The 22936-nt window shown below is 72.2% G+C and carries 24 protein-coding genes; 21 read left to right on the top strand and 3 right to left on the bottom strand.

Annotated elements, in window-relative coordinates:
* The first annotated feature begins 4 nt into the window (after window positions 1–4).
* The 6 genes from R6Y94_RS12015 to R6Y94_RS11990 all read left to right on the top strand — a co-directional run bounded on the left by R6Y94_RS12015 (window position 5) and on the right by R6Y94_RS11990 (window position 5658).
* Entirely contained in the window at window positions 5–373 is a 369-nt protein-coding gene (locus R6Y94_RS12015; RefSeq protein ID WP_318395902.1) for a holo-ACP synthase, read from the top strand.
* On the top strand, window positions 370–1839 hold the full coding sequence (locus tag R6Y94_RS12010; RefSeq protein ID WP_318395901.1) for an NAD(P)H-hydrate dehydratase: 1470 nt from the start codon (window positions 370–372) through the stop codon (window positions 1837–1839). The genes R6Y94_RS12015 and R6Y94_RS12010 overlap by 4 nt, the downstream gene beginning before the upstream one ends.
* Before the next feature lie 65 nt (window positions 1840–1904).
* Window positions 1905–3023: an alanine racemase gene (gene alr, locus R6Y94_RS12005; protein WP_318395900.1), complete on the top strand. Its 1119-nt coding sequence runs from the start codon at window positions 1905–1907 to the stop codon at window positions 3021–3023.
* A gap of 259 nt (window positions 3024–3282) precedes the next feature.
* The gene (locus tag R6Y94_RS12000) at window positions 3283–4350 is read left to right on the top strand and encodes an alpha/beta fold hydrolase (RefSeq protein WP_412102754.1); all 1068 of its coding nucleotides are present in this window, start codon (window positions 3283–3285) and stop codon (window positions 4348–4350) included.
* 9 nt (window positions 4351–4359) lie between these two features.
* Window positions 4360–4863, top strand: a complete 504-nt coding sequence (gene tsaE, locus R6Y94_RS11995) for a tRNA (adenosine(37)-N6)-threonylcarbamoyltransferase complex ATPase subunit type 1 TsaE (protein WP_318395899.1) — start codon at window positions 4360–4362, stop codon at window positions 4861–4863.
* Window positions 4864–4971: 108 nt separating this feature from the next.
* Complete coding sequence (locus R6Y94_RS11990; RefSeq protein WP_318395898.1) at window positions 4972–5658, top strand: uracil-DNA glycosylase; 687 nt, start codon at window positions 4972–4974, stop codon at window positions 5656–5658.
* On the opposite strand, the gene R6Y94_RS11985 is transcribed toward R6Y94_RS11990, so the two are convergent.
* Window positions 5647–6351 (bottom strand): helix-turn-helix transcriptional regulator, encoded by a 705-nt coding sequence (locus tag R6Y94_RS11985; RefSeq protein WP_318395897.1) that lies wholly within the window; start codon window positions 6349–6351, stop codon window positions 5647–5649. The genes R6Y94_RS11990 and R6Y94_RS11985 overlap by 12 nt on opposite strands.
* A 290-nt stretch (window positions 6352–6641) precedes the next feature.
* Between R6Y94_RS11985 and tsaB the strand changes: the two genes are divergently transcribed.
* The 11 genes from tsaB (at window position 6642) to R6Y94_RS11930 (ending at window position 15749) form a co-directional block, all read left to right on the top strand.
* Window positions 6642–7343 carry a tRNA (adenosine(37)-N6)-threonylcarbamoyltransferase complex dimerization subunit type 1 TsaB gene (gene tsaB, locus R6Y94_RS11980; RefSeq protein WP_318395896.1) on the top strand — a complete coding sequence of 234 codons (702 nt, stop codon included), beginning with the start codon at window positions 6642–6644 and terminating at the stop codon, window positions 7341–7343.
* Between the two features lie 29 nt (window positions 7344–7372).
* Window positions 7373–7834, top strand: a complete 462-nt coding sequence (gene rimI, locus R6Y94_RS11975) for a ribosomal protein S18-alanine N-acetyltransferase (protein WP_318395895.1) — start codon at window positions 7373–7375, stop codon at window positions 7832–7834.
* On the top strand, window positions 7827–8873 hold the full coding sequence (gene tsaD, locus R6Y94_RS11970) for a tRNA (adenosine(37)-N6)-threonylcarbamoyltransferase complex transferase subunit TsaD (RefSeq protein ID WP_318395894.1): 1047 nt from the start codon (window positions 7827–7829) through the stop codon (window positions 8871–8873). The genes rimI and tsaD overlap by 8 nt, the downstream gene beginning before the upstream one ends.
* Before the next feature lie 43 nt (window positions 8874–8916).
* Complete coding sequence (locus R6Y94_RS11965) at window positions 8917–9171, top strand: hypothetical protein (RefSeq protein WP_318396093.1); 255 nt, start codon at window positions 8917–8919, stop codon at window positions 9169–9171.
* An 89-nt stretch (window positions 9172–9260) separates the two neighbouring features.
* A complete protein-coding gene (locus R6Y94_RS11960; RefSeq protein WP_318395893.1) occupies window positions 9261–9923 on the top strand; it encodes a hypothetical protein in 663 nt (220 codons plus the stop codon).
* A 38-nt stretch (window positions 9924–9961) separates the two neighbouring features.
* On the top strand, window positions 9962–10576 hold the full coding sequence (locus R6Y94_RS11955; protein ID WP_318395892.1) for a hypothetical protein: 615 nt from the start codon (window positions 9962–9964) through the stop codon (window positions 10574–10576).
* 35 nt (window positions 10577–10611) lie between these two features.
* Window positions 10612–11355 carry a hypothetical protein gene (locus tag R6Y94_RS11950; protein WP_318395891.1) on the top strand — a complete coding sequence of 248 codons (744 nt, stop codon included), beginning with the start codon at window positions 10612–10614 and terminating at the stop codon, window positions 11353–11355.
* Window positions 11356–11376: 21 nt separating this feature from the next.
* Window positions 11377–11712 (top strand): hypothetical protein, encoded by a 336-nt coding sequence (locus R6Y94_RS11945; RefSeq protein WP_318395890.1) that lies wholly within the window; start codon window positions 11377–11379, stop codon window positions 11710–11712.
* Window positions 11709–12488, top strand: coding sequence for a hypothetical protein (locus R6Y94_RS11940; protein ID WP_318395889.1), 780 nt, complete (start codon window positions 11709–11711; stop codon window positions 12486–12488). Before R6Y94_RS11945 ends, R6Y94_RS11940 begins: the two co-directional genes overlap by 4 nt.
* Before the next feature lie 75 nt (window positions 12489–12563).
* Window positions 12564–15185, top strand: a complete 2622-nt coding sequence (locus tag R6Y94_RS11935) for an Hsp70 family protein (RefSeq protein WP_318395888.1) — start codon at window positions 12564–12566, stop codon at window positions 15183–15185.
* 231 nt (window positions 15186–15416) lie between these two features.
* Window positions 15417–15749 (top strand): hypothetical protein, encoded by a 333-nt coding sequence (locus tag R6Y94_RS11930; protein WP_318395887.1) that lies wholly within the window; start codon window positions 15417–15419, stop codon window positions 15747–15749.
* A gap of 85 nt (window positions 15750–15834) precedes the next feature.
* Here the strand turns inward: R6Y94_RS11930 and R6Y94_RS11925 are convergent, their stop codons facing one another.
* A complete protein-coding gene (locus R6Y94_RS11925; RefSeq protein ID WP_318395886.1) occupies window positions 15835–16155 on the bottom strand; it encodes a helix-turn-helix transcriptional regulator in 321 nt (106 codons plus the stop codon).
* Window positions 16156–16362: 207 nt separating this feature from the next.
* Between R6Y94_RS11925 and R6Y94_RS11920 the strand changes: the two genes are divergently transcribed.
* The 4 genes from R6Y94_RS11920 (at window position 16363) to R6Y94_RS11905 (ending at window position 22212) form a co-directional block, all read left to right on the top strand.
* Window positions 16363–18072: an ABC transporter ATP-binding protein gene (locus R6Y94_RS11920; protein ID WP_318395885.1), complete on the top strand. Its 1710-nt coding sequence runs from the start codon at window positions 16363–16365 to the stop codon at window positions 18070–18072.
* 1 nt (window position 18073) lies between these two features.
* Entirely contained in the window at window positions 18074–19831 is a 1758-nt protein-coding gene (locus R6Y94_RS11915) for an ABC transporter ATP-binding protein (protein WP_318395884.1), read from the top strand.
* A gap of 408 nt (window positions 19832–20239) precedes the next feature.
* Entirely contained in the window at window positions 20240–20866 is a 627-nt protein-coding gene (locus R6Y94_RS11910; protein WP_318395883.1) for a winged helix-turn-helix domain-containing protein, read from the top strand.
* Entirely contained in the window at window positions 20866–22212 is a 1347-nt protein-coding gene (locus tag R6Y94_RS11905; protein ID WP_318395882.1) for an MFS transporter, read from the top strand. Before R6Y94_RS11910 ends, R6Y94_RS11905 begins: the two co-directional genes overlap by 1 nt.
* Here R6Y94_RS11905 and R6Y94_RS11900 read toward each other — a convergent pair.
* Window positions 22190–22933 carry a copper homeostasis protein CutC gene (locus R6Y94_RS11900; RefSeq protein ID WP_318395881.1) on the bottom strand — a complete coding sequence of 248 codons (744 nt, stop codon included), beginning with the start codon at window positions 22931–22933 and terminating at the stop codon, window positions 22190–22192. The two genes, R6Y94_RS11905 and R6Y94_RS11900, sit on opposite strands and share 23 nt — an antisense overlap.
* Between the last annotated feature and the right edge of the window lie 3 nt (window positions 22934–22936).

Raw genomic sequence — 22936 nt, 5'->3', positions numbered from 1 at the left:
GGCGGTGATCGTCGCAGTCGGCATCGACGTCGTTCTGGTGGATCGGTTCGCCCGGGCGCTCGCCCGCACCCCGCTGCTGGCCGATCGGCTCTTCACCGAGGCGGAACGCGCCACCGGGTCGGGCAGTCCGCGCTCGGCCGAGTCGCTGGCAGCCCGGTTCGCCGCGAAGGAGGCGGTGGCCAAGGCGCTGGGCGCACCGGCGGGACTGCGCTGGCACGACTGCGAGGTGGTCGCCGACCCGGACGGGCGGCCCTGGCTGACCGTCTCCGGCACGGTCGCGGCCGCCGCCACCGAGCACGGGGTGCAGCGCTGGCACCTGTCGCTGTCGCACGACGGCGGCATCGCCTCGGCGATGGTGGTGGCGGAGCGATGAGGGCCGCGTGGCGGGTGGCGGACGTACGCGCCGCCGAGCATGCCCTGATGGCCACCCTGCCGCCCGGCACCCTGATGCGGCGTGCCGCCGGTGGGCTCGCCGGGCACTGCGCCCGGCTGCTCGCCGAGCGGGGCGGCGGGGTGTACGGCGCCCGGGTGCTGCTGCTGGTCGGCTCCGGCGACAACGGTGGCGACACCCTCTACGCGGGTGCCCGGCTCGCCGGCCGGGGCGCGGCGGTGAGTGCCGTGCTGCTGGCGCCCGAGCGGGTGCACCAGGGCGGCCTGGCCGCGCTGCGGGCGGCCGGCGGGCGGATCGTCGACGGGTTGCAGGACCGGGCCGACCTGGTGCTGGACGGGATCGTCGGGATCGGCGGCTCGGGCGGGCTGCGCGAGCCGGCGGCCCGGCTGGTGGCCGGACTGCCCGGTCTGACCGGCCGGTCCGGGGACCGGCCGCCGGTGGTGGCGGTGGACGTGCCGAGCGGGGTCGAGGTGGACACCGGCGAGGTGCCGTCCTCGGTCGGCCTGCCCAGCACGGTGACCGCCGACCTCACGGTCACCTTCGGCTGCCTGAAGCCGGCCCTGGTGGTCGGGGCGGCCGCACCCCGGGCCGGGCGGGTCGAGCTGGTCGACATCGGGCTCGGCCCGTGGCTGCGGGCCACTCCGGCGGTACGGGTCACCGAGTGGTCGGACGTGCGCGACTGGTGGCCGCGGCTCGGCCCCGAGGAGGAGAAGTACAGCCGGGGCGTGGTCGGCCTGGCCACCGGTTCGGCGACGTACCCGGGCGCTGCGGTGCTCTCGGTCGGTGGCGCGGTCGCCGGGCCGACCGGCATGATCCGGTACGCCGGTGGAGCCCGGTCCGAGGTGCTGCGCCGCTACCCGTCGGTGGTCGCCGCCGACCGGGTCAACGACGCCGGTCGGGTGCAGGCCTGGGTCTGCGGCTCCGGGCTCGGCACCGACTCCACCGCCGCCACCGAGCTGCGCTGCGTACTCGCCGCGCCGGTGCCGGTGGTGCTGGACGCCGACGCGCTCACCCTGCTGGTGGACGGCTCGATGGCCGAGCGGCTGCGGGAGCGGGACGCGCCGATCGTGGTCACCCCGCACGACCGGGAGTACGCCCGGCTCTGCGGCGAGCCGCCCAGGGACCGGGTCGGGGCAGCACTGCAACTGGCCACCTGGATGAAGGCGGTGGTGCTGCTCAAGGGTGACCGGACGGTGATCGCCACCCCGGACGGGCGGGCCTTCGCCAACCCGACCGGCACCCCGGCACTGGCCACCGGCGGCACCGGCGACGTGCTGGCCGGGTTGCTGGGCTCGCTGCTCGCCGCCGGTCTGTCGGCGGAGCGGGCGGCGGCCGCCGCGGCGTACCTGCACGGGCTGGCCGGGCAGGAGGCGGCCCGGCGCGGGCCGGTGACCGCCGACGACGTGGCCGCCGCGCTGCGTCCGGTGATCGCCAGGCTGCCCCGGTGACCGGCGAGGTGTCCTGGTCGCGCCACCCGGGGCCAATTCGATCTACCCACAAGTAGGCTTAGCGCATGTGGCAGGCCGAGGTACGCGTCGACCTTGACGCGATCCGCGACAACGTGTCCCGACTGCGGGCCGGGACGAGTGCCGAGCTGATGGCCGTGGTCAAGGGCGACGCGTACGGCCACGGCATGCTGCCGGTCGCCGGGGCGGCGCTCGACGCCGGCGCGGACTGGCTGGGCGTCTGCACCCTGGACGAGGCGTTGACGCTGCGCCGGGGCGGGATCACCGCGCCGGTGCTGGCCTGGCTGCTGGCGCCCGGGCTGCCGCTGCACGACGGGGTGACCGCCGGGGTCGACCTGGCCGCCGCCAGCCTCGGCCAGCTCGCCGAGCTGGTCGCCGCCGCCGAGCGGGCCGGCCGGCCGGCCCGCGCCCACCTCAAGATCGACACTGGCCTGTCCCGGGGCGGCGCGACCCTGGACGACTGGCCCGAGCTGCTCGACGCGGCGGCGAAGGCCCAGGCCGACGGGTTGATCGAGGTGGTCGGGCTCTGGAGCCACCTGGTCCACGCCGACGCCCCCACGCACGCCACCACCGACCGGCAGCTCGCGGCCTTCGGCGAGGGGCTGGCCCTGGCCGAGCGGGCCGGGCTACGCCCCCGCTACCGGCACCTGGCCAACTCGGCGGCCACGCTGACCCGGCCCGACACCCACTTCGACCTGGTCCGTCCCGGCATCGCGATGTACGGGCTGTCGCCGGTGCCCGGCGAGCAGTTCGGGCTGCGGCCGGCGATGACCGCCCGGGCCCGGGTGACACTGACCAAGCGGGTACCGGCCGGCACCGGGGTCTCCTACGGGCACACCTACCACACCGAGCGGGAGACGACGCTGGCCGTCGTGCCGCTGGGCTACGCCGACGGAGTGCCCCGGCACGCCTCCAACGTCGGCCCGGTCCAGCTCGCCGGTGCCCGGCGCCGGATCGCCGGCCGGGTCTGCATGGACCAGATCATGCTGGACTGCGGCGACGACCCGGTCGCCCCGGGCGACGTGGCGACCCTCTTCGGCAGCGGCGCCGACGGCGTACCCACCGCCGACGACTGGGCCGAGGCGATCGGCACCATCAACTACGAGATCGTCACCCGATTCGGCGGGGTCCGGGTGCCCCGGGTGTACGACGGAGCAGCATCGTGAGTGCGAGGAGTGAGCCGGGTTTGCGAGCCCCGCAGTCACGAACGGAAGGCGGGTTCGTGAGTGCGAGGAGTGAGCCGGGTTTGCGAGCCCCGCAGTCACGAACGGAAGGCGGGTTCGTGAGTGCGAGGAGTGAGCCGGGTTTGCGAGCCCCGCAGTCACGAACGGAAGGCGGGCTCCGGTGAGTCCCGCCAAGCGGCTCGCCCCGCCCCGGGTACCGGTGCAGCGGCAGCCGTCCCGGCGTACCCCGACCCGGACCGGGCTGTTCCGGGTGGCCGGCATCATCGGCGCGGCGGCCGGGGTCGCGGCGGCCGGCATCGCCGCCGGGGTGGCCGCCGAGCGGGCGGTGGTACGCCGTTCCAAGACCGCACCCGGCGACCGGCACGCGACGGAGCCGTTCGGGGCGCTGCCCTACGACGACTCCTGCACCGTCTCCATCGCCGACGGCACCGACATCCACGTGGAACTGGTCGGGCCGCCGCCCGGCCCGGAACGGCCGACCCTGGTCTTCGTGCACGGCTTCTGCCTGGACATGGGGACCTTCCACTTCCAGCGCAAGATCCTCACCGAGCTGGGTGAGGACCGGATGGTCTTCTACGACCAGCCGGGGCACGGCCGGTCCGGCCGGCTGGAGTCCGGCGAATACCAACTCCAGGCCCTCGGCGAGACGCTCCGCTCGGTGATCGACCGGACGGCGCCGACCGGTCCGCTGGTGCTGATCGGGCACTCGATGGGCGGCATGACCATCATGGCGTTCGCGGAGCGCTATCCGGAGCTGTTCGCCGAGCGGGTGATCGGTACCGTGCTGATGGCCACCTCGGGCGGGCTGGTGGCGGAGACGAAGTTCGGCCTGCCGACGATCGTCGCCCGGGCCGGCGCACCGCTGCTGCCGGTGGTCGACAACGCCACCCGGGTGACCGGCAGCATGATCGACCGGGCCCGCCGTGCCTCGGCCAACCTGGCCTGGCTGCTCACCCGCCGGTACGGCTTCGGCACCCCCACCCCCAGCCCGGCGCTGGTCTCCTATGTGGAGAAGATGAACTCGCGCACCTCCACCGAGACGGTGGCCCGCTATCTGCGCACCATCTACACCCATGCCCGCTATCCGGTGCTGGCCGCACTGCGGGACAGTCCGACCCTGGTCATCGTGGGTGAGCGCGACATGATCACGCCGGTCACCCACTCCGAAGAGATCGTCCGCTGGCTGCCGGACGCCGAGTACGTCAAGGTGCCCGACAGCGGGCACGTGGTGATGCTGGAACACGCCGACGAGGTCAACACGGCACTGCTGGACTTCCTCGACCGGCTGCCCGGCCGAGGGAAGGACTGAGCTGTCCGGATGAGCGACGCGTTGCGCGGCACCGAACTGGTCCGCGAGCTGCCGACGGTGGCGGACACCCACGAGTTCGGGCGGCGGCTCGGTAGGCTGCTCCGCACCGGGGACCTGCTGGTGCTCACCGGCCCGCTGGGCGCCGGCAAGACCGCACTGGTGCAGGGGATCGCCGCCGGGCTGGGCGTACTCGGCGACGTCACCTCGCCGACCTTCGTGATCGCCCGGGTGCACCGGCCCGATCCGGCCCGGGGCGGCCGGACCATGCTGGTGCACGCCGACGCGTACCGGCTGGGCGACGCGGTCGACCCCCGGGCCGAGATCGACGACCTCGACCTGGACGCCTCGGTGGACGAGGCGGTCACCGTGGTCGAGTGGGGTGAGGGCATGGTCGAGCACCTGGTCGAGACGCATCTGCGGGTGGTCATCGACCGGCGGGACGACGACACCCGGCGCGTCGGACTGGTGCCGCGCGGCGGTGACTGGGCCGACCGGCTCGCCGAGCTGCGCTGAAGAGGTGCGCCGCGCCCGCGTCGAGAAGGGGCGGCGTACCGGAATTTCCCGGTGTCGTACCGGACTTCTAGAGTGCGGGAAACGACCGTGGCGCTCGAGAGGTTACCGATGACCCTGGATCTTCCGGCCCTGCTGCCTCCAGCCTGGCAGGCGGCGCTGGACCCGCATCTCGACCCGGCCCAGACCGCCGCGTTGGCCGAGTTCGTCGCCGGGGAATACGCGACCCAGACCGTCTTCCCGCCGGTGGAGGACCTCTTCGCGGCCTACCGGCTCTGCGTGCCGGAGGACTGCCGGGTGCTGATCCTCGGCCAGGATCCCTACCACAAGGCGGGGCAGGCGCACGGGCTCAGCTTCAGCGTCCGCGACGGCGTCTCGGTGCCGCCGTCGCTGCGTAACGTCTTCAAGGAGCTGGCCGACGACCTCGGGGTGCCGATGTCGCGCAGCGGCAATCTGACCCGCTGGGCCAACCAGGGCGTGCTGCTGCTCAACGCGGTGCTGACCGTCCGGCAGGCGACTCCGGGCTCGCACGGCAACAAGGGCTGGGAGGCGTTCACCGACGCCACCATCAAGGCCCTCGACGCCCGTCCGGAGCGGATCGTCTTCCTGCTCTGGGGCGGATACGCGCGCAAGAAGGCCGCGCTGGTCACCAATCCGGCACACGTGGTGCTGGAGGCCGGCCATCCGAGTCCGATGAACCCTCGCGGTTTCCTCGGCAGCCGCCCGTTCAGCGCCTGCAACAAGGCGCTCGCCGACTCCGGCCGGCCCACCGTCGACTGGGACCTGTCAGTCCGCTGAGGAGGCGTGCCGGGTCCGCCACCGCCGCATGAGATCGGCGGTGGCCGGCTCGGTCACCTCGACCAGGGCGAGCGGCACCACCCGGTAGCTCCGGTCGGCGTGCCGGACCTCGACCGCCGCCGGCAGCTCGTCAACCATGCTGGCCCGCAGCACCCCACCGACCACCTGCCAGCGGTGCTCGCCGGGTTCCCGCGGGTCGGCGGGCAGGTAGCCGAACTCCTCCCACCGTGGGTTCCAGCGCTGGGCGTAGTAGCGCTCAAGCCAACCCGCGAACCGCTCGGCGTCCCGCCAGGCCACGATGATCTCCAGGTCGTCCACCGGTACCGGCGCGCCCTGTAGCAGGGCCGCCGTGGCGCCGGTCAACACGTACGGCAGGTCGCCGAGCCGGTCCAGCATCCGATCGAGCCCAAGCGTGGCGATCCGCTCCGCGACAGTCTGGCCGCGCAGCGCGTCGATCCGCGCGTCGAGCTGTGCGTCGAGCGGCTCGACGCCCACCGTGAGCTGGAGATCGAGCGCGGTCAGCAGCCTTTCGAGCATCGCCACCGTCGGTGCTCGCACACCCTGTTCGATCCGGGCGATCGCCGCCTGGCTGGCGCCGGAGCGTTCCGCCAGATCGCGTTGGGTCAGGCCGTGCAGTTCCCGCTGCCGACGCAGGGTCGTGCCGAGCAGTGTGCTGAGCCGGGACGAAGGCATCGTCAGATGCTGCATGTATCCGAGAGAGCGTGATACCACCCTGTCATCAAGATGACTCGGTGGTATCACGCTCGCCACCGATGTCGGTCCGGCGGGGCGGACGTGACCGGGTCGGCCCCCGGTGCCCACGCCGCCCTGGGGTCGCGCTCCCGGTGCCCACGCCGCTCGGGGTCGCGCCCAGCGCCGTTCGATGTCGGGCTCGTAGGCGGATGTGACCGGCCGCGACGGGGCGGCCCACGTCGCCCCCGGGTCGCGCCCAGCGTCGGCGACCGCCCGGTTAGGGTGCCTATGTGCTCGTACTCGTGCTGGACTCCTCGACCCCGGCGGTGACCGCCGCGCTGGCGGAGGTCACCGCCGACACGGTCGCGCTGCGCGGTGAGCGCAGCGTCGTCGACGCCCGGGCCCACGGTGAACTGCTCGCGCCGCAGGTGTCCGAGGTGCTGGCCGAGGCCGGCGCCCGCCCGGCCGACCTGACCGCCGTGGTGGCCGGGGTCGGGCCCGGGCCGTTCACCGGGCTGCGGGTCGGCCTGGTCACCGCGGCGAGCATGGGACAGGTGCTGGGCATCCCCACCTACGGTGTGCCCTCGCTCGACGCCATCGGGCACGCCGCGACCCACCCGCGGTCGGGGGCGGTTCCGGAGGTGGGACCGGTGCTGGCGGCCACCGACGCCCGCCGCCGGGAGATCTACTGGGCCGTCTACGACCTGGCCGGGGAGCGGCTGGCCGGGCCCGAGGTCGACACCCCGGCCGCCGTCGCCGAGCGGGCCCGGGACCTGGGCGTCCGGGTCGCGGTCGGCGAGGGGGCCCGGCGGTACGCCGACATCCTCGGACTGCCACCGCGAGCCGGGCTGGACTACCCCCCGCCGTACGCCCTGGCGGAGCTGGCGGCCGAACGGGTCCGGGCCGGCGCCCCCGGCGACCCGCTCACGCCGCTCTACCTGCGCAGGCCGGACGCCGTGGCGGCGGCCGGACGCAAGCCGGTCTTACAGTGAGGGCAGTGGTCGATGAGGGCAGGGCTCGGATGACCAGGCTGGGCCCGTTCCGCTGGTGGCACATTTCCGAGGCGCTGCCGATCGAGGCGGACCTGTTCGGTGCCGAGCAGTGGTCGGCGGCGATGTTCTGGAACGAGCTGGCGAATGGCCACCACTATCTGGCGGCGCTGGACGGCACCGACGCACTCGTCGGCTATGCCGGCCTCGCCGTCGCGCCGCCGGACGAGGCCTGGGTGCAGAACGTGGCGGTACGCCGGGATGCCCAGCGCAGCGGCATCGGCCGGATGCTGCTGACCGAGCTGCTGGCCGAGGCGACCCGGCGGGGCGTACGCCGGGTACTGCTGGAGGTGGCGGTGGACAACGCACCGGCCCAGCGCCTCTACGCGACGTACGGCTTCGAGCCGGTTGGCGTGCGGCGCGGCTACTACCAACCGAGCAACACCGACGCGCTGGTGATGCAGGCCGAACTGGAGCGGGCGAACGATGGCTGACGAACCCCTGATCCTCGGGATAGAGACGTCCTGCGACGAGACCGGCGTCGGCGTCGTACGCGGGCACACCCTGCTCGCCGACGCGCTGGCGTCCAGTGTGGACGAGCACGCCCGGTTCGGCGGGGTGGTGCCGGAGGTGGCCAGCCGGGCGCACCTGGAGGCGATCGTGCCGACCATGCGTCGTGCGCTGGACGACGCCGGGGTGACCCTGGCCGACATCGACGCGATCGCCGTCACCGCCGGTCCCGGGCTGGCCGGCGCGCTGCTGGTCGGGGTGGCCGCCGCCAAGGGCTACGCGCTGGCCGCCGAAAAGCCGGTGTACGGGGTCAACCACCTGGCCGCGCACGTCGCGGTGGACACCCTGGAACACGGCCCGCTGCCCGAGCCGGCGATCGCGCTGCTGGTCTCCGGTGGACACTCCTCGCTGCTGCTGGTGGACGACCTGGCCACCGGGGTCACCCCGCTCGGTGCCACCATCGACGACGCCGCCGGGGAGGCGTTCGACAAGGTGGCCCGGCTGCTCGGGCTGCCGTTCCCGGGCGGCCCGCCGATCGACCGGGAGGCGCGGTCCGGCGCTCCGGACGCGATCGCCTTCCCGCGCGGGCTGACCGCGCCGAAGGACCTCGCCGCGCACCGGTTCGACTTCTCGTTCTCCGGGCTCAAGACCGCGGTCGCCCGCTGGGTCGAGGCGAAGCAGCGGGCCGGCGAGCCGGTACCCGTGCCGGACGTGGCCGCCTCGTTCCAGGAGGCGGTCTGCGACGTACTGACCGGCAAGGCCATCGCGGCCTGCCGGGACCGGGGCGTCGAGACGCTGGTGCTCGGCGGCGGAGTCGCGGCCAACTCCCGGCTACGGGCGCTGGCCGAGGAACGGGCGGCGAAACACGGCATCCGGGTCCGGGTACCCCGGCCGAAGCTCTGCACCGACAACGGTGCGATGGTCGCGGCGCTCGGGTCGCACCTGGTGGCCGCCGGGGTGGCCCCGAGCCGGCTGGACCTGCCCGCCGATTCCGCGATGCCGCTCACGATCGTCAGCGTGTAGTGTTCCGGCGGCGTCGAGGGCGGTGGGGAGCGTGATGGCCGACGTGATCGTACGGATGTGGGAGGTACGCGCGGAGCGTGCCGGCTTCGCCGACCTGATCTCCTGGGTTTGCGACAGCGCCCTGCCCGAGCTGGAGCACAACCCGCTGCACATCTCCAGTGAGGTCTTCTCCTCCACCGACAACCGGCTGGTGGTCATCTCGAAGTGGCGGGCCAACCCGGTCTCGCTGCCTGACCCACCGGCCCGGATGCTGGCCCGTACCCCACACGTCTGGGACTTCACCCAGGTCGACCGCTGACCGTCTGAGCATCCGGCAGCGACAGCCGCTGACCTTCTGTCGCAATCTTGACCACCCTACGTGTCGCCCCCGTCTGCCATCATGGCCGGGTGCACCCAGGGGTGTATCGATATCACCTCTCGGTCGGCTTCCACGGCACTCGTGCGTTGCGGGTGGTGTTTGTGCTGGTGCTTGGTGGGATGGCCACAGTGGCATCCGGATGCCTCGGATTCATTGTGGGCATGATGCTGCTCTGGGCGATACCCGATCGCCCTGATAGCCCGATAGCGCTGGGTCACCTGCCGCTTGTAACGGCTGGGGTGCTCGCCATGTCTGTCGTGGTCTACGTGGCTCTGGTGATCGCGTTCGGCGTTCGGCTGGCTGCCTGGCTGGAGGGCACTCGGCTAACCGTGCGGGGCTTACGGCAGCGGACTGTTGAACTTGCGGACGCCCGGTCGGTGGCGTTGCGTCAGATCAACCAGAAACTCGTCGGCCCGGTACGCCACAGTGGGATCGTCGGTCCGGCCCAACCGGTGTCGGTGCTCGAGGTGGCTGATGGCAACGGCAGCGTGCGGCTGCGTCTAGCCAGCCGCGAGGCAGTCCAACTACCACCGGAACAGCTACTCGCACTTGCCAATGCGCTGTCGACGGCTCGTTGTCCCGGCGCGGTGGAGGTGGTGGCTTGGCTGCGCGGCACTGCGGCGCTTGCCCAGCACCCCCACCGAGCTCGCCCAGCCCTTGGCCAGGGCATCGACCCTCTGTCGCAATCTTGACCACCCACAGTGGCGCCGTTATCTGCCATCATGGCCAGGTGCAGAGCGGGATGCATCGATATCGGCTGTCCGTGGGATTTCACGGTAGCCGAACCATCCGCGTCGTCTTCATGGTGTTTCTCGGAGGCATGGCAGCTGGCGCAGCGATATGTGCCGGCACCTTACTGGGGTTGGTGGGGATAGCAATTCTGGCCCCTGGTGATCCGAGTGGCCCTGAACGGTGGGGCTTCCTGCCGATCGTGCTGGCCGTACTGGCCTCCGGGGCGGTCGTGGCCTATACCGCGGTGCGGATCACAAGGGTGGTACGTACCGACGCCTGGCTGGAGGGCAGCAGGCTTACGGTACGAGTCGTTCGGGAGCGGACGGTCGAGCTTTCCTACGCCACATCCGTGGCAGTTCGTGTGACTAACAGGCCGCTCGTCGGCCCGGTGCGTCGTGCCGGTGTGGTCGGACCAGCCCCAATGATGGCAGTGCTCGCCGTTACCGGCGAGGGTAGAACCGTGCACCTCCGTCTGGCCAACCCGGATGCCATCCAGCTACCACCAGATCAACTATTCGCGCTTGCCAACGCGCTCTCCGTGGCGCGTTGTCCGGGCGCTGTGGAGACCGTCACCTGGCTCCGTGGGGCGGCGGCGAATGCCAGCGCGGGCTGAACCCGCCTCGGACAGCAGTCGATGTGTGGGGAGATATGGACAGCGAGCGTAGGTTTGATGTTTTGCGCCAGCAGGCCGAGTCAATCGGCTGGCGGCTCGACATCAACGGCGTCGCGGGTACCGGTGCTGATGGAACCGGCATTGTCCGGGCCCGAATCGATGACGCGGGGCGTCTGTCCCATATCGAGATTGATCGGAACTGGTGGCACGACCTGGGCCCGGACCGGTTGCGGGCGGCAATCCTGGAAGCGACGACTCAGGCAGCGAATGATCGACTGGCGACGTGGTCGGCGCGTGTGGCCGAGCGGGCAGAGATCCGACCGTCGTCCGAGCGGCCGCTCTCCGATGGTCGACAGGCCGGTGTCCCACCGCAGCCCCATGAGACCGAGCGGAGGACGGAGGAAGGGGATCGGGCCGGAGAGCTGATCCGGATGCTCGAACTGCTGCGGGCTGCGATGTCTGAGCTGGACGACCATCGTCAGCGTGTAACGGAGGTTGCTCGGCAATCGGTCACCGGGCATAGCGAGAACGATCGGGTCACCGTACGGCTGACGGGTGGTCAGTTGACTGATCTGGAGATCAGCCGGCGGTGGTTGCACCAGCAGCAGCCGACCGGTCGAACCATCGCCGGCGAGGTCGAGATGGCCTGCTCCGAGGCCTACCGACAGATGGACCTGCAGGTCGAATCGACCTTCTTGGCATCGCCCGCCGTGGCCGAAGTGCGGAAAATTGCCGCCAATCCGGCTGTGCTACTACGCAGGCTGGGTCTCGGCGGCTAACCGACGGAGAGTGTGAGGTGGATGGAGCAGGAACCGGACGAGGCGCAGATCACGCTGGCGCGCGAGGTTCTCGAACGAGACGCCGTGAGATGGCAGGAAGGGGCAGCGGTTATGGCAGCGGCGGCCGGAGCGGCCGAGTCCCTCGACCTGACCGGTTTCCACTTCGGGCGTCTACCGAACGAGGCGGGCATCGGAGTTCGGTACGCCGAGTTGCAGGGATTCATGACGAGGATTCTGCGCGAGGGGGCTGCGGCGATGGCGGACATGGAATCGGCGCTCCGATTCATAGCGGAGAATTACGGTCGGGCCGACGACGGGGCTGCGGTGCGGGTCGAGCGTACCTGGGAGGCGAGGTGACCGCGATCGGGGCAGAGTGGTGGGAGCGAGACGCGGAGCGACTGCTCGACGAGGTAAACCAATACATGGAACGGGTCCAGCAGCTTACGGTCGAACTGGCCGACGGGTTGACCGAAGCGCTGAGCCGCCTACCGCTTGGGATCGGAGCCGGTGCGATCGAGCGTACCTGGAATGAATTTCTGGAACTCAAGGATCGTATTTTTGACGAGATGCAGATGTACCTGGCCGAGCCGGGGTTCCCATGGGCTCTCTTCCGCATTGGTGAATATTGGAACGCGAAGGTCGGTGCGCCGGTGAGCGAACTGAGCCAGACGATATCCGCCTACGGCATGAAGGCCCACGGCGAATGGTCGGGTTCGGCGGCATCGGCATACGCGGCATCGGCGGACGCGCAAGCACGGGCGATCGCTACGATCAAGCCCGTGACGGAGAAGATCCAGACCGTGTTGACAGAACTGGGGCACGGGATCTTCGCCTTCTGGCTTGCCCTGGCGGCCGCATTTGTGACGTTCATCGTCGGGCTGATAGCCGCTATTGGACTGCTCGACAGCCTGGTGGGCGCGCCGGCCGCCCCGGTTGACGCCGTCGGCACCGCTGCCGTCGTGCTTGGGCTACTTGTCGCGGCCGTGATGGCGCTGCGGGAGTACAGCGAGCGGACCGACAAGTCGATGGTCACGATTCAGCAGGCACTCAGCGACAACACCGGGATGGTCAAGCGTGGCGACTCCTGGGGATGGCCTCCGATCGACTACTCGGGCAACTGGTCGCTGGACTGAAGCTGCCGACGCCGGCGCATCTGACGTCGTCCGCCAGCGTGGTCTCGGCTGGCGGGTCCGGCATAGAGTGTCGGCGTGGGAGTCGACGGGGTGCGGGTCGGCGTCGACTTCGGTACGTCGAGCACTGCCGCTGTGCTGGCCGGTCCCGGAGCGCAGCCCCGCCCGCTGTTGTTCGACGGCTCGCCACTGCTTCCGTCGGCCGTCTTCGCGGAGGCGGACGGCGGCCTGCTGACCGGCCGGGATGCGCTGCACTCGGCGCGTACCCAGCCGGAGCGGTTCGAGCCGGCACCGAAGCGCTGCGTGGACCACGGCACTGTGCTGCTCGGCGACCGGGCCGTACCGGTCGTCGAACTCGTCGCCGCCGTGCTGCGCCGGATCGCGGCCGAGGCGGACCAGGTCGCGGGAGAGCCGGTCGGCCGGGCGGTGCTGACCCATCCGGTCTCCTGGGGACCGGTACGCCGGCAGACCCTGCTCGCCGCCGCGTCGACGGTCTTCGCCGAGCCGGCCCTGGTCACCGAGCCGGTGGCGGCGGCCAGCTACTTCCTCACCGTCGCCGGCCGCCGGCTCCCAGCCGGGTCCACCACCATGGTGTACGACCTGGGCGCCGGCACCTTCGACGCCACCGTGGTCCGGCACACGGCCGGCGGTTTCGAGGTACTGGCGACCGACGGGCTGGACGACGTCGGCGGGCTGGACATCGACGCGGCCCTGGTGACCGCCCTCGGCGAGGTCTACCGGACCCGGGACGAGTCGGCCTGGTCGCGGCTGCTCCAGCCGACCGGGGCCGCCGACCGGCGCGCCTCCCGCGCTTTCTGGGACGACGTACGGGTCGGCAAGGAACTGCTCTCCCGGGCCCCGACCGCGTTGCTGCACGTACCGATCGTCGACGAGGAGGCGCTGCTCGGCCGGGAGCAGCTCGAACGGCTCGCCGAGCCGATCCTGGAGCGTACGGTGTCGGTCGCGGTCCGGGTGCTGGCCACGGCCGGGGTGGCGCCGGCCGAGCTGGCCGGGTTGTTCCTGGTCGGCGGGGCGAGCCGGATGCCGCTGGTCGGCACGCTGCTGCACCGGCGGCTCGGCATACCGCCGGTACTGGTGGACCAGCCGGAACTGGTGGTCGCCAGCGGCAGCGTGCACGCCCCTCTGCCGGCCCGGATCGAGCCTTCGACTCGCGCCGCGTCCGGGCCGCCACCGTCGCCTCTCGTGCCGACCGTGCGGCAGAAGCCTACGCCAGAGCCCGTGCCGCAGCCTGCTCCAGAGCCGAAGCCGGAGTCGGAGCCGGAGCCGGAGCCGGAGTCGGCGGGCGAGCCCGAGCTGGCAGGGCGGCTCGGCCCTGCCGGCGAGCCCGAGCCGGCAGCGGAGGAACAGCAGGCGCCCGCCGTCGGAGCGGTACCGGACAACGTCGCGGAGTCGGCTCCACCGACACCCGTCGACGCCTCCGCGCTGGAGCCCGTCCTCGCGGTACCGCTGGTCGACGACGCGCCGCCGACCGGCGGCACCGCCCCGGAGTCGTCGCCCGGGCCGGAGCCACGACCGGCGCCGGGAGCCCGTCGGCGGCTCGCCCTGGTGGCCGCCGCCGTGGTCGTGCTCGTGCTGCTCGGCTACGCGGTCTGGAGCGTCCTGCCGTGGGACGGGGGCGGCGGTGATCCGTCGGCCGACCCGACCCCGAGTACCGGCCCCACCGGTGCGGAAGCATCGTCCGGGCCGGCAGCGCCACAGCCACAGGTGTTGCGGGTGCCGGCCGACTTCAAGGCCAACAGTGTGGTGCTCAGCCCGGACGGCACCCGGCTCGCCGCCGTCGGTACCTACGCGATCAGGACCTACACGGTTCCGGACCTTCAGCCGGTCGGCAAGCAGTTGACGGTAGGCAAGGAGACATACCGGGTACCCGGGGGCTCGGGTCCGGTCCACCGGGAGGACTTCGAGTGGGCGGCGTTCAGCGCGAACGGCCGGCTGCTGGCCACGTACGACTCTGGAATCTTCGGCTACGTCCAGGTCTGGGACGTGGCGAGCGGCGCGCGGCTCCGCCGGCTCAGCGATTCGTGGTGGGCCTCCTGCCTCGCCTTCAGCCCCCGCGACGACCAGTTCCTCGCCTGCGCCGGACACGACGAGTCGGTGCGGTTCTGGAGCGTCTCGGGCTGGAGCCAGCGTGGCCGGGTCGACAGCGACGATCCGGCCGCGATCCGGCACGTGGCGTTCAGCCCCGACGGCAAGCTGCTGGCCACCGACGGCGGCAAGGGTCGGACCCTGCTCTGGGACGCGCGCTCCCGCAAGCGGCTGGCCGTGCTGACGGCGAGTACCTTCCCGAGCGGCATGGTGCCGGCGGCCGACCCGGGCATACCGGTGGCGTTCAGCCCGGACGGCAGGACCCTGGCGACCGGCGGAATCGACGGCACCGTGCGGCTGTGGAACGTCGCCACCCGCAAGCAGACCGCCGTGCTCGGCACGCACGGCAGCGGCGTACTCGACGTGGCCTTTGCCAAGGACGGCACCCTGGCCAGCACGGACGCCGACGGCGTACGGCTGTGGGACGTGGCCGCCCGCCGCCAGGTCGGCGTGGTGCCGTCGAACCGGAATCTGACGAACCGGAGTGTGCAGCTCTCCTTCACCCCGGACAGCCGTACCCTCTCCGTCTGCGTCGGCGACACCATCTGGCGCTGGGACGTCGCCACCGTCCGAGCCCACGCCAACTCCGGATAGCCGAAGCTCGCCAAGATTCTCGGCGAATTCTGGTTCGAGGCGAACCAGAACTTGCCAAGATCCCGACTTGGTGTCGGGGTGGACGAGTCGAGTCCACTGGTGAGGAGGGCGTGCGACTTGGCGAGGGTGGAGACAAGAACCGCACCGCCTTTACACCTGCTGAGCGGAAGCAGAGTGTGCGGAAGAGAATTCGCTTGTCCCGGTCGTCGATCGCCGTCCAGGATGGACTCCGTGTCCCTCTATGTGGTCCATGTCGTCGGGATGAGCGTGAGCGCCGTCGTCCTGCTGCTGGTGGCGGTCACCCGGTTCGGTACGACCTCGGTCGTCGACCGGGCTCTCTGTGGCCTCGGCGCTCTCGCGGCTGGCGGCTACGCCTACTACCTGGCATTTCAGTTCGAGGGCGGACCGTACACGTTCTTCCTCGGCGCCCTGCTCGTGCCGCTCTATGCCGGTTACAAGCTCTACACGGGATTCCGGAGGCGTGATCTCGATCGGGCACAGCGGCAGGCTGCCAAGGCCGCACAGCAGGCGGCCGACGAATGGCGCTCCACCCGCCGCTGGTAGTCGGCGCGAGATCAGTCGAAGAAGTCGAACTCGCCGTCGCGGGCGCCGGCGAGGAAGGCGTCCCACCCGGCGCGGGTGTAGACGATCATCGCGCCGTCGGGTGCCGGCTGTGGCGTACGAAGGCGTCGGCGAAGTCGACGTCCCACTGGTCCGTACGCCGGGCGTCGTCGCAGAGCTGGAGCAGTTGGGCCCGGTCGCGCCCGTCGAAGACCCGGTACACGTCCAGCAACGCCTGGACATCGGTGCGCTGGAACGGCCAGTCGGCGCGTTCGTACCGGCCCAGGGCCGAGCCGAAGTACTTCGCGGCCTCCTCCGTGCTCAGGCCGCGCTGCTGGCGCAACTCGCGCATCCGCTGGGCGAGCCACTGGGCACGCAGGGTCGGTTGCCGGGTCTCCGCACGGGACATGGACTCGACCTTTCGCGCATCGGGTGGGTGGGAACCGTTGCTCCCGGCGACCGGCATCAGGCACGGTCGCGGGGTCAGGCCTCGGGAGGGCCGATCGAATCTGGGGTAAAGAACCATCACGGGAGGTGGTGGTCCAGCTACCTCTGGTCAGGGGACCTGCGGAAAACCTGTGGCGATCGTGGCGATTGGTTCCATACCGTCACCGCGATGCGCCCGCTACCCGTACCCGATCCCGGCGTGCCGGACCAGCGCTCGGCGACCAGATTCCTGCTCTGGCTCGCCGCTCGGATCTGGCCCACCCTCGCCGGGGGCATGGTGCTGGCCGTGATCTCCTTCGTCGGCCAGGCGTTGATGCCGGCCGCGCTGGGCAGGGCGATCGACGCCGGGCTGGTCGCCCGGGACACGGACGCGCTGCTGCGCTGGGGCCTGGTGCTGCTCGCGCTCGGCATCGTGCAGGCGATCGTCGGGATCGTCCGGCACCGGTTCGCCAGCTTCAACTGGCTGGCCGGGGCGTACCGGACGGTGCAGCTCACCGTCGACCACGCCAACCGGCTCGGCGCGACCCTGCCCAAGCGGCTCGCCACCGGTGAGGTGGTCAGCATCGGCACCGCCGACATCAACCACATCGGCGGGGCGCTCGACATCCTCTCCCGGGGCACCGGTTCGTTCTTCGCGGTGCTCACCATCACCGCGATCCTGCTCGCCACCTCGGTGCCGCTCGGCCTGGTGGTGGTGCTCGGCGTACCGCTGCTGATGGCGGTCGTCGCGGTGCTGATCCGGCCACTGCACCGGCGTCAGGAGGCGTACCGGGACCAGCAGGCGACCCTGACCACCCGGGCCAGCGACATCGTCGCCGGGCTGCGGGTGCTGCGCGGCGTGGGCGGGGAGTCGGTCTTCTCGGCGCGCTACCGGGCCGAGTCGCAGGCGCTGCGGCACGGCGGCGTACGGGTGGCCCGGGTGGAGGCGCTGCTGGAGGCCACCCAGCTCCTGATGCCCGGCATCTTCCTGGTGCTGGTGACCTGGCTCGGCGCCCGGTTCGCCCTCCGTGGCGAGATCAGCGTCGGGCAGCTCGTCTCCTTCTACGGCTACACCGTCTTCCTGATCGGTCCGCTGCGGACGCTGACCGAGCTGATCGACCAGATCACCCGGGGGCACGTCTCGGCCCGCAGGGTGGTGTCGATGCTCGACCTGCGACCGGACGTGACCGATCCGGAGCACCCCGTCGAGCTGCCCGACGGCCCCGGCGAGCTGGTCGACGTCGAGTCCGGTGTGACGGTGCGACCCGGTCGGCTGACCGCGCTCGCCGCCGCCGCGCCGGTGGACGCGGTCGCCATCGCCGACCGGCTCGGCCGGTACGTCGACAGCGAGGCGACGCTGCGCGGCGTACCCCTGCGGAAGCTGGCGCTGGCCACGGTCCGGCGCCGGATCCTGGTGGCCGACAACGACGCACGGCTCTTCTCCGGCCCGCTCCGGGCGGAGCTGGACCCGCACGACCGGGCCGACGAGGCGACAATCGCCGCGGCGCTGGACGCGGCCAGCGCCACCGACATCGTGGCGGCGCTGCCGGACGGGCTCGCCGGCCGGGTCGCCGAGCGGGGCCGGGAGTTCTCCGGCGGCCAGCAGCAGCGGTTGCGGCTGGTCCGGGCGTTGGTCGCCGACCCGGAGATTCTGATCCTGGTCGAGCCGACCAGCGCGGTGGACGCGCACACCGAGGCGCGGATCGCCGACCGGCTCGGCCCGGCCCGGCGGGGCCGGACCACCCTGGTCTGTACCACCAGCCCGCTGGTGCTGGATCGGGCCGACCACGTGGTCTTCGTCTCCGACGGCAAGGCGGTGGCCGAGGGCGGGCACCGCGACCTGCTCGACAGCGAGCCGCGCTACGCCGCCGTCGTGACCCGGGCCGAGGAGGAGGACTGAGATGAGCGAGCGCAACGCGCTGCCGGTCGCCGACGCGGCGCAGGTGCGACGGTACGCGCGCAGCCTGCTCCGGCGGCATCCCCGGGCACTGGCCGGCGCGCTCGCGCTGCACGCGTTGGCCGCGATCACCGGGCTGGCCGCGCCACGGCTGATCGGTGACCTGGTCGAGGCGATCTCCGAAGGCACCAGCACGGTGACGGTGGACCGGGTCGCGCTGGCGATCGCCGGGTTCGTGGTGGCACAGGCGGTGCTGATCCGGTTCGCCCACTTCGCCTCGGCCCGGCTCGGTGAACGGGTCCTCGCCGAGCTGCGGGAGGAGTTCGTCGACCGGATCCTGGCCATCCCACTGTCTACCGTGGAGCGGGCCGGCACCGGTGACCTGCTGACCCGGAGCAGCCGGGACGTCGCCGCGCTGTCCCGGTCGGTCCGGTTCGCCGTGCCGGAGACGCTGATCGCGGTCGTGACGGCGGTCGCCGTGATCGGCGCGGTGCTACTGACCGACCCGCTGCTGATGCTGCCCGCCCTGGTCGCGGTGCCGATCCTGGCGCTGGCCACCCGCTGGTATCTGCGCCGGGCCACCCCCGGCTATCTCGCGGAGAACGCCGCCTATTCCGACATCACCGACGGGATCAGCGAGACGGTGGAGGGGTCGCGGACCACCGAGGCGCTCCGGCAGCAGGCGCGGCGCCGGGCCCGCACCGACGCCGACATCGGCCGGTCGTACGCGGCCGAGCGCTATACCCTCTTCCTGCGTACCGTCTTCTTTCCGCTGGCCGAGACCGGCTACGTGCTGCCGGTCGTCGCGACCCTGGTCCTCGGCGGCTGGTTCTACATCGAGGGCTGGGTGACGCTCGGCCAGGTCACCGCCGCCACCCTCTACGTCCAGCAGTTGATGGATCCGATCGACCGGCTGCTCTCCTGGCTGGACGAGGTGCAGGTCGGCGGGGCATCGCTGGCCCGGCTGCTCGGGGTGGCCCGGCGCCCCGACGACGCTCCCGCCGCCGAGCCGGTGGCCCGGCCGGCGGACCAGCGGTTGGTCGCCCGGGACGTCCGGTACGCCTACCAGCCGGGGCGGGACGTGCTGCACGGCGTGACCCTGAGCCTGGCCCCGGGCGAGCGGCTGGCGATGGTGGGCCCGTCCGGGGCCGGCAAGTCGACGCTGGGCCGGCTGCTCGCCGGGATCCACCGGCCGGGGCACGGCTCGGTTACCGTCGGCGGCGTTCCGCTCGCCGACCTGCCGCTGGCCGACCTCCGCACCGAGGTCGCGCTGGTCACCCAGGAACACCACGTCTTCCTCGGTACGCTGCGCGACAACCTCACCATGGTCCGGCCGGATGCGACCGACGACCGGGTACGCGCGGCGCTCGCCACCGTCGACGCGCTGGACTGGGCGGAGCAGCTTCCCGCCGGGCTGGACACCGAGGTCGGTGCGGGCGGCCAACCGCTTTCCGCCGCCCAGGCCCAGCAGCTTGCGCTCGCCCGGCTGATCCTCGCCGACCCGCACACCCTGGTACTCGACGAGGCCACCTCACTGCTCGACCCCCGAGCGGCCCGGCACCTGGAGCGTTCGTTGGCCGCGGTGCTGCGCGGCCGTACGGTGATCGCGATCGCACACCGGCTGCACTCCGCACACGATGCCGACCGGGTCGCCGTGGTGGAGGACGGCCGGATCACCGAGCTGGGCCCACACGCCGAGCTGGTCGCCGCCGACGGCTCGTACGCCGTGCTCTGGCGCTCCTGGCACGGCGACCGGTCCTGACCCGCGTCGAGCCTGAGCGGCGTCTCCGCCTGGGCGGCGCCTCTCGGTCTCGGGTCGCGCGGGGTCCGTCTTGCGCCTGACTGACGGCACTGTCCCGGGCGGGCTGTCGAGGTGCCCCGTTTGTGGTCCCGGGGGTTGCCGGCCGAGCCGGACGGCACTGTCCCGGGCGGGCTGTCGAGCTGTCCCATTTGTGCTCCCAGGGGTTGTCGGCCGAGCCGGACAGTTGTGCGCCGCAGACTGTCGAGCTGCCCCGCTTGTGCAGCCGTCCGGCTGACGGGCGGCCGAGGTCGAGCATCCGTCCGCCGCCCCGTTTGTGCACCCAGCTCGACAGTCTCCCGAACGGCTATGGCCCGGTCGACCGGCCGAGAACCCTTGCAAAGAGTTCTTTGCAAGAATAGCGTTGCAAACATGTCTAGGGACGAAGTCAGACTGAACCCGACCTCGCTGCGCGGTCTTGCCCACCCGCTTCGGGTCCGGATGCTCAACACGCTGCGCGAGCACGGGCCCGCCACGGCAACCCTGCTCGCCGAGCGGCTCGGTCAGTCCACCGGCGCCACCAGCTACCACCTGCGACAACTCGCGCAGTACGGCTTCGTGGTCGAGGAGGCCGGGCGCGGCGCCGGCCGCGAGCGGTGGTGGCGGGCCGCGCACCGGAACACCCGGCTCGACAACGAGGTCGGCCGGGACGCCCTCCCCGACGTCGAGACGTACCTGCGGTCCGTCGCCGCGCTCTACGCGGAGCGGGTCGACCGGTGGTTGAACGAGCTGCTCAGCCTGCCGGAGGAGTGGGGGCAGGCGTCCACCCTGAGCAACTGGCAGCTCCGGCTGACCCCGACCGAGGCGCGGGAGTTCTCCGACGCGCTGACCGAGCTGATCGGGCGGTACCGGCGGGACGAGCCCGGCGTGACGGCACCGGACGACGCCGAGCCGTTCGTGGTGCAGGCCCAGTTGATGCCGTTCGTCCGGCGCGGCGGCGATCGGCCGGCGGAGGGCGATCAGCTGGCGGAGGGCGATCGGCCGGGGGAGGCGGGCTGATGGGCCCGGATCGCCGACCACTGGTCGGGCTGCTGGTCGCCGAGGGAGTCTCCCTGGTCGGCAGCCGGATGAGCATGGTGGCGCTGCCCTGGTTCACCCTCGTGGTCACCGGCAGCGCCGCCCGGACCGGCGTGGTCGCGTTCGCCGAGATGCTTCCGTACGTGCTGGCCTGCGCCCTCGGCGGGCCGCTGATCGACCGAGTGGGTGCCCGCCGGACCAGCATCGTCGCCGACCTGGGCAGCGCGGCGGCGGTGGCCACCGTCCCGCTGCTGCACCTGGCCGGTCTGCTCCGGTTCGGCACACTCATCGGCCTGGTCGCGATGGCCGGGTTGCTGCGCGGGCTGGGCGACACCGCCAAACGGGTGGTCTTCCCGGAGACCGTGGCGGCGGCGGGCACCCCGATGACCCGGGCCACCAGCGTGCACGACGGGCTCAGCCGGCTCGCCACGCTGCTCGGCGCGTCGCTGGCCGGGCTGCTCATCGCCGTGCTCGACGCCCCGCTGGTGCTGCTCCTGGATGCGGGCACCTTCCTGGTCGGGGCGCTTCTGGTAGCCCTCGCCGTGCCGAAACGACTCCGCACAGTGGCGCCCGCGCCAGCCGGGGACGGCGCCACGGCGGGCCGGGAGCAATACCTGGTCGCGCTCCGGGCCGGTCTGCGCTATCTGCGCCACGACCGACTCGTACACGGCATCCTGTTGATGCTGCTGGTCACCAACCTGGCCGACGCGGCGTACACGGCGGTGCTCACCCCGGTCTGGGCCAGCGAGGTGGTCCGGTCGTCGACGGCGCTCGGCCTGCTCGCGGCGAGCTTCGCGCTGGGGGCGGTGCTCGGCAACGTCGTCTTCACCGTCGTGGCGCACCGGGTGCCGCGGTTCACCGTCTTCGCGGTCGGCTTCCTGCTCGCCGGGGCACCCCGGTTCGTCGCGCTCGCGCTGCTGGACCGACTCTGGGTGATCTATCTGGTCTCGTTCGTCGCCGGAATCTCCGTCGCGGCGATCAACCCGATCCTGGGCGCGGTCAGCTTCGAACGGATTCCCGAGCGGCTCCGGGCCCGGGTGCTCGGGCTGACGCACGCGGCGGCCTGGGCCGGCATCCCGCTCGGCGGGCTGCTCGGCGGGCTGGCCGTACAGGAGTTGCGGCTGCCGGCCGCCTGTCTGGTGTTCGCGGGCGCGTACCTGCTGGTGACGCTGCTGCCGTTCGTGATGCCGGTCTGGCGCGAACTCGACCGGCCACCGACACCGCCCGCCGAGACGCCCGCCGAGGCGCCGACACCGCCCGTTGGGACACCGTCCGAGCCGGCGACAGCGCCGACCGGGCCGGAGGTTACCGGCGCACCGCGCCGATGATCCGACCGATCCGCTCCGGCGAGGTCTCCGAGCGCTGGTACTCGGGGCGGCTCAACACCCCACCCATCCGCGGTGCCGGGTTGCGGTGGATCGCCGGCCCGTCCGAGCTGACCCGTGCGGTGAAGTGGTATTCGTCCGCGCCGGTGGCGGCGACGATCCGGGCGATGTTCCGCTCGTTGACCCCGCCGCCGGCCATCACCGCGATCCGGCCGGTGGCCTTGCCGACCAGGTCGGCGATGAGCGGAGCGCCGGCCAGCGCGGTCTCCTCCTGACCGGAGGTGAGCACCCGGGGGATGCCCAGCTCGATCAGTTGCTCCAGCGCCTCGAACGGGTCCCGGACCATGTCGAACGCCCGGTGGAAGGTGACGCTCGCGCCGTCGGCCGCCGCGAGCAGCCGTCGCATGGTGGGTACGTCGACGTCGCCCTCCGGGGTCAGCGCACCGATCACGACCCCGTGCGCGCCCACCGTCACCGCGGCCTGCACGTCGCGGACCATCGCGTCGACCTCGTACGGGGAGTAGATGAAGTCCCCGCCCCGGGGGCGTACCAGCACGTGCACCCGGATCCGCTCCGCGTGCCGCAGGGCCAGCTCGATGGTGCCGATGCTGGGGGTCAACCCGCCCTCGAACAACCCCGCGCAGAGTTCCACCCGGTCGGCGCCGGCCCGCTCCGCCGCCAGCGTCCCCTCGACGCTGTCGACGCAGATCTCGAACGTGCTCATGCC

The organism is Plantactinospora sp. KLBMP9567, from assembly GCF_033446045.1.
GTDB lineage: Bacteria > Actinomycetota > Actinomycetes > Mycobacteriales > Micromonosporaceae > Plantactinospora.
This window is presented reverse-complemented; position numbering and strand designations above follow the sequence as displayed.

What these genes read in the sequence shown, in the direction of transcription:
- R6Y94_RS12010 (WP_318395901.1), top strand. Translation starts at nt 370, where the DNA reads ATGAGGGCCGCGTGGCGGGTGGCGGACGTACGCGCCGCCGAGCATGCC.
- tsaD (WP_318395894.1), top strand. Translation starts at nt 7,827, where the DNA reads ATGGCTGACGAACCCCTGATCCTCGGGATAGAGACGTCCTGCGACGAG.
- rimI (WP_318395895.1), top strand. Translation starts at nt 7,373, where the DNA reads ATGACCAGGCTGGGCCCGTTCCGCTGGTGGCACATTTCCGAGGCGCTG.
- R6Y94_RS11920 (WP_318395885.1), top strand. Translation starts at nt 16,363, where the DNA reads ATGCGCCCGCTACCCGTACCCGATCCCGGCGTGCCGGACCAGCGCTCG.
- R6Y94_RS11945 (WP_318395890.1), top strand. Translation starts at nt 11,377, where the DNA reads ATGGAGCAGGAACCGGACGAGGCGCAGATCACGCTGGCGCGCGAGGTT.
- R6Y94_RS11900 (WP_318395881.1), bottom strand. Translation starts at nt 22,933, where the DNA reads ATGAGCACGTTCGAGATCTGCGTCGACAGCGTCGAGGGGACGCTGGCG.
- R6Y94_RS11985 (WP_318395897.1), bottom strand. Translation starts at nt 6,351, where the DNA reads ATGCCTTCGTCCCGGCTCAGCACACTGCTCGGCACGACCCTGCGTCGG.
- alr (WP_318395900.1), top strand. Translation starts at nt 1,905, where the DNA reads ATGTGGCAGGCCGAGGTACGCGTCGACCTTGACGCGATCCGCGACAAC.
- R6Y94_RS11915 (WP_318395884.1), top strand. Translation starts at nt 18,074, where the DNA reads ATGAGCGAGCGCAACGCGCTGCCGGTCGCCGACGCGGCGCAGGTGCGA.
- R6Y94_RS11910 (WP_318395883.1), top strand. Translation starts at nt 20,240, where the DNA reads ATGTCTAGGGACGAAGTCAGACTGAACCCGACCTCGCTGCGCGGTCTT.
- R6Y94_RS11950 (WP_318395891.1), top strand. Translation starts at nt 10,612, where the DNA reads ATGGACAGCGAGCGTAGGTTTGATGTTTTGCGCCAGCAGGCCGAGTCA.
- R6Y94_RS11905 (WP_318395882.1), top strand. Translation starts at nt 20,866, where the DNA reads ATGGGCCCGGATCGCCGACCACTGGTCGGGCTGCTGGTCGCCGAGGGA.
- tsaE (WP_318395899.1), top strand. Translation starts at nt 4,360, where the DNA reads ATGAGCGACGCGTTGCGCGGCACCGAACTGGTCCGCGAGCTGCCGACG.
- R6Y94_RS11990 (WP_318395898.1), top strand. Translation starts at nt 4,972, where the DNA reads ATGACCCTGGATCTTCCGGCCCTGCTGCCTCCAGCCTGGCAGGCGGCG.
- R6Y94_RS11925 (WP_318395886.1), bottom strand. Translation starts at nt 16,155, where the DNA reads ATGTCCCGTGCGGAGACCCGGCAACCGACCCTGCGTGCCCAGTGGCTC.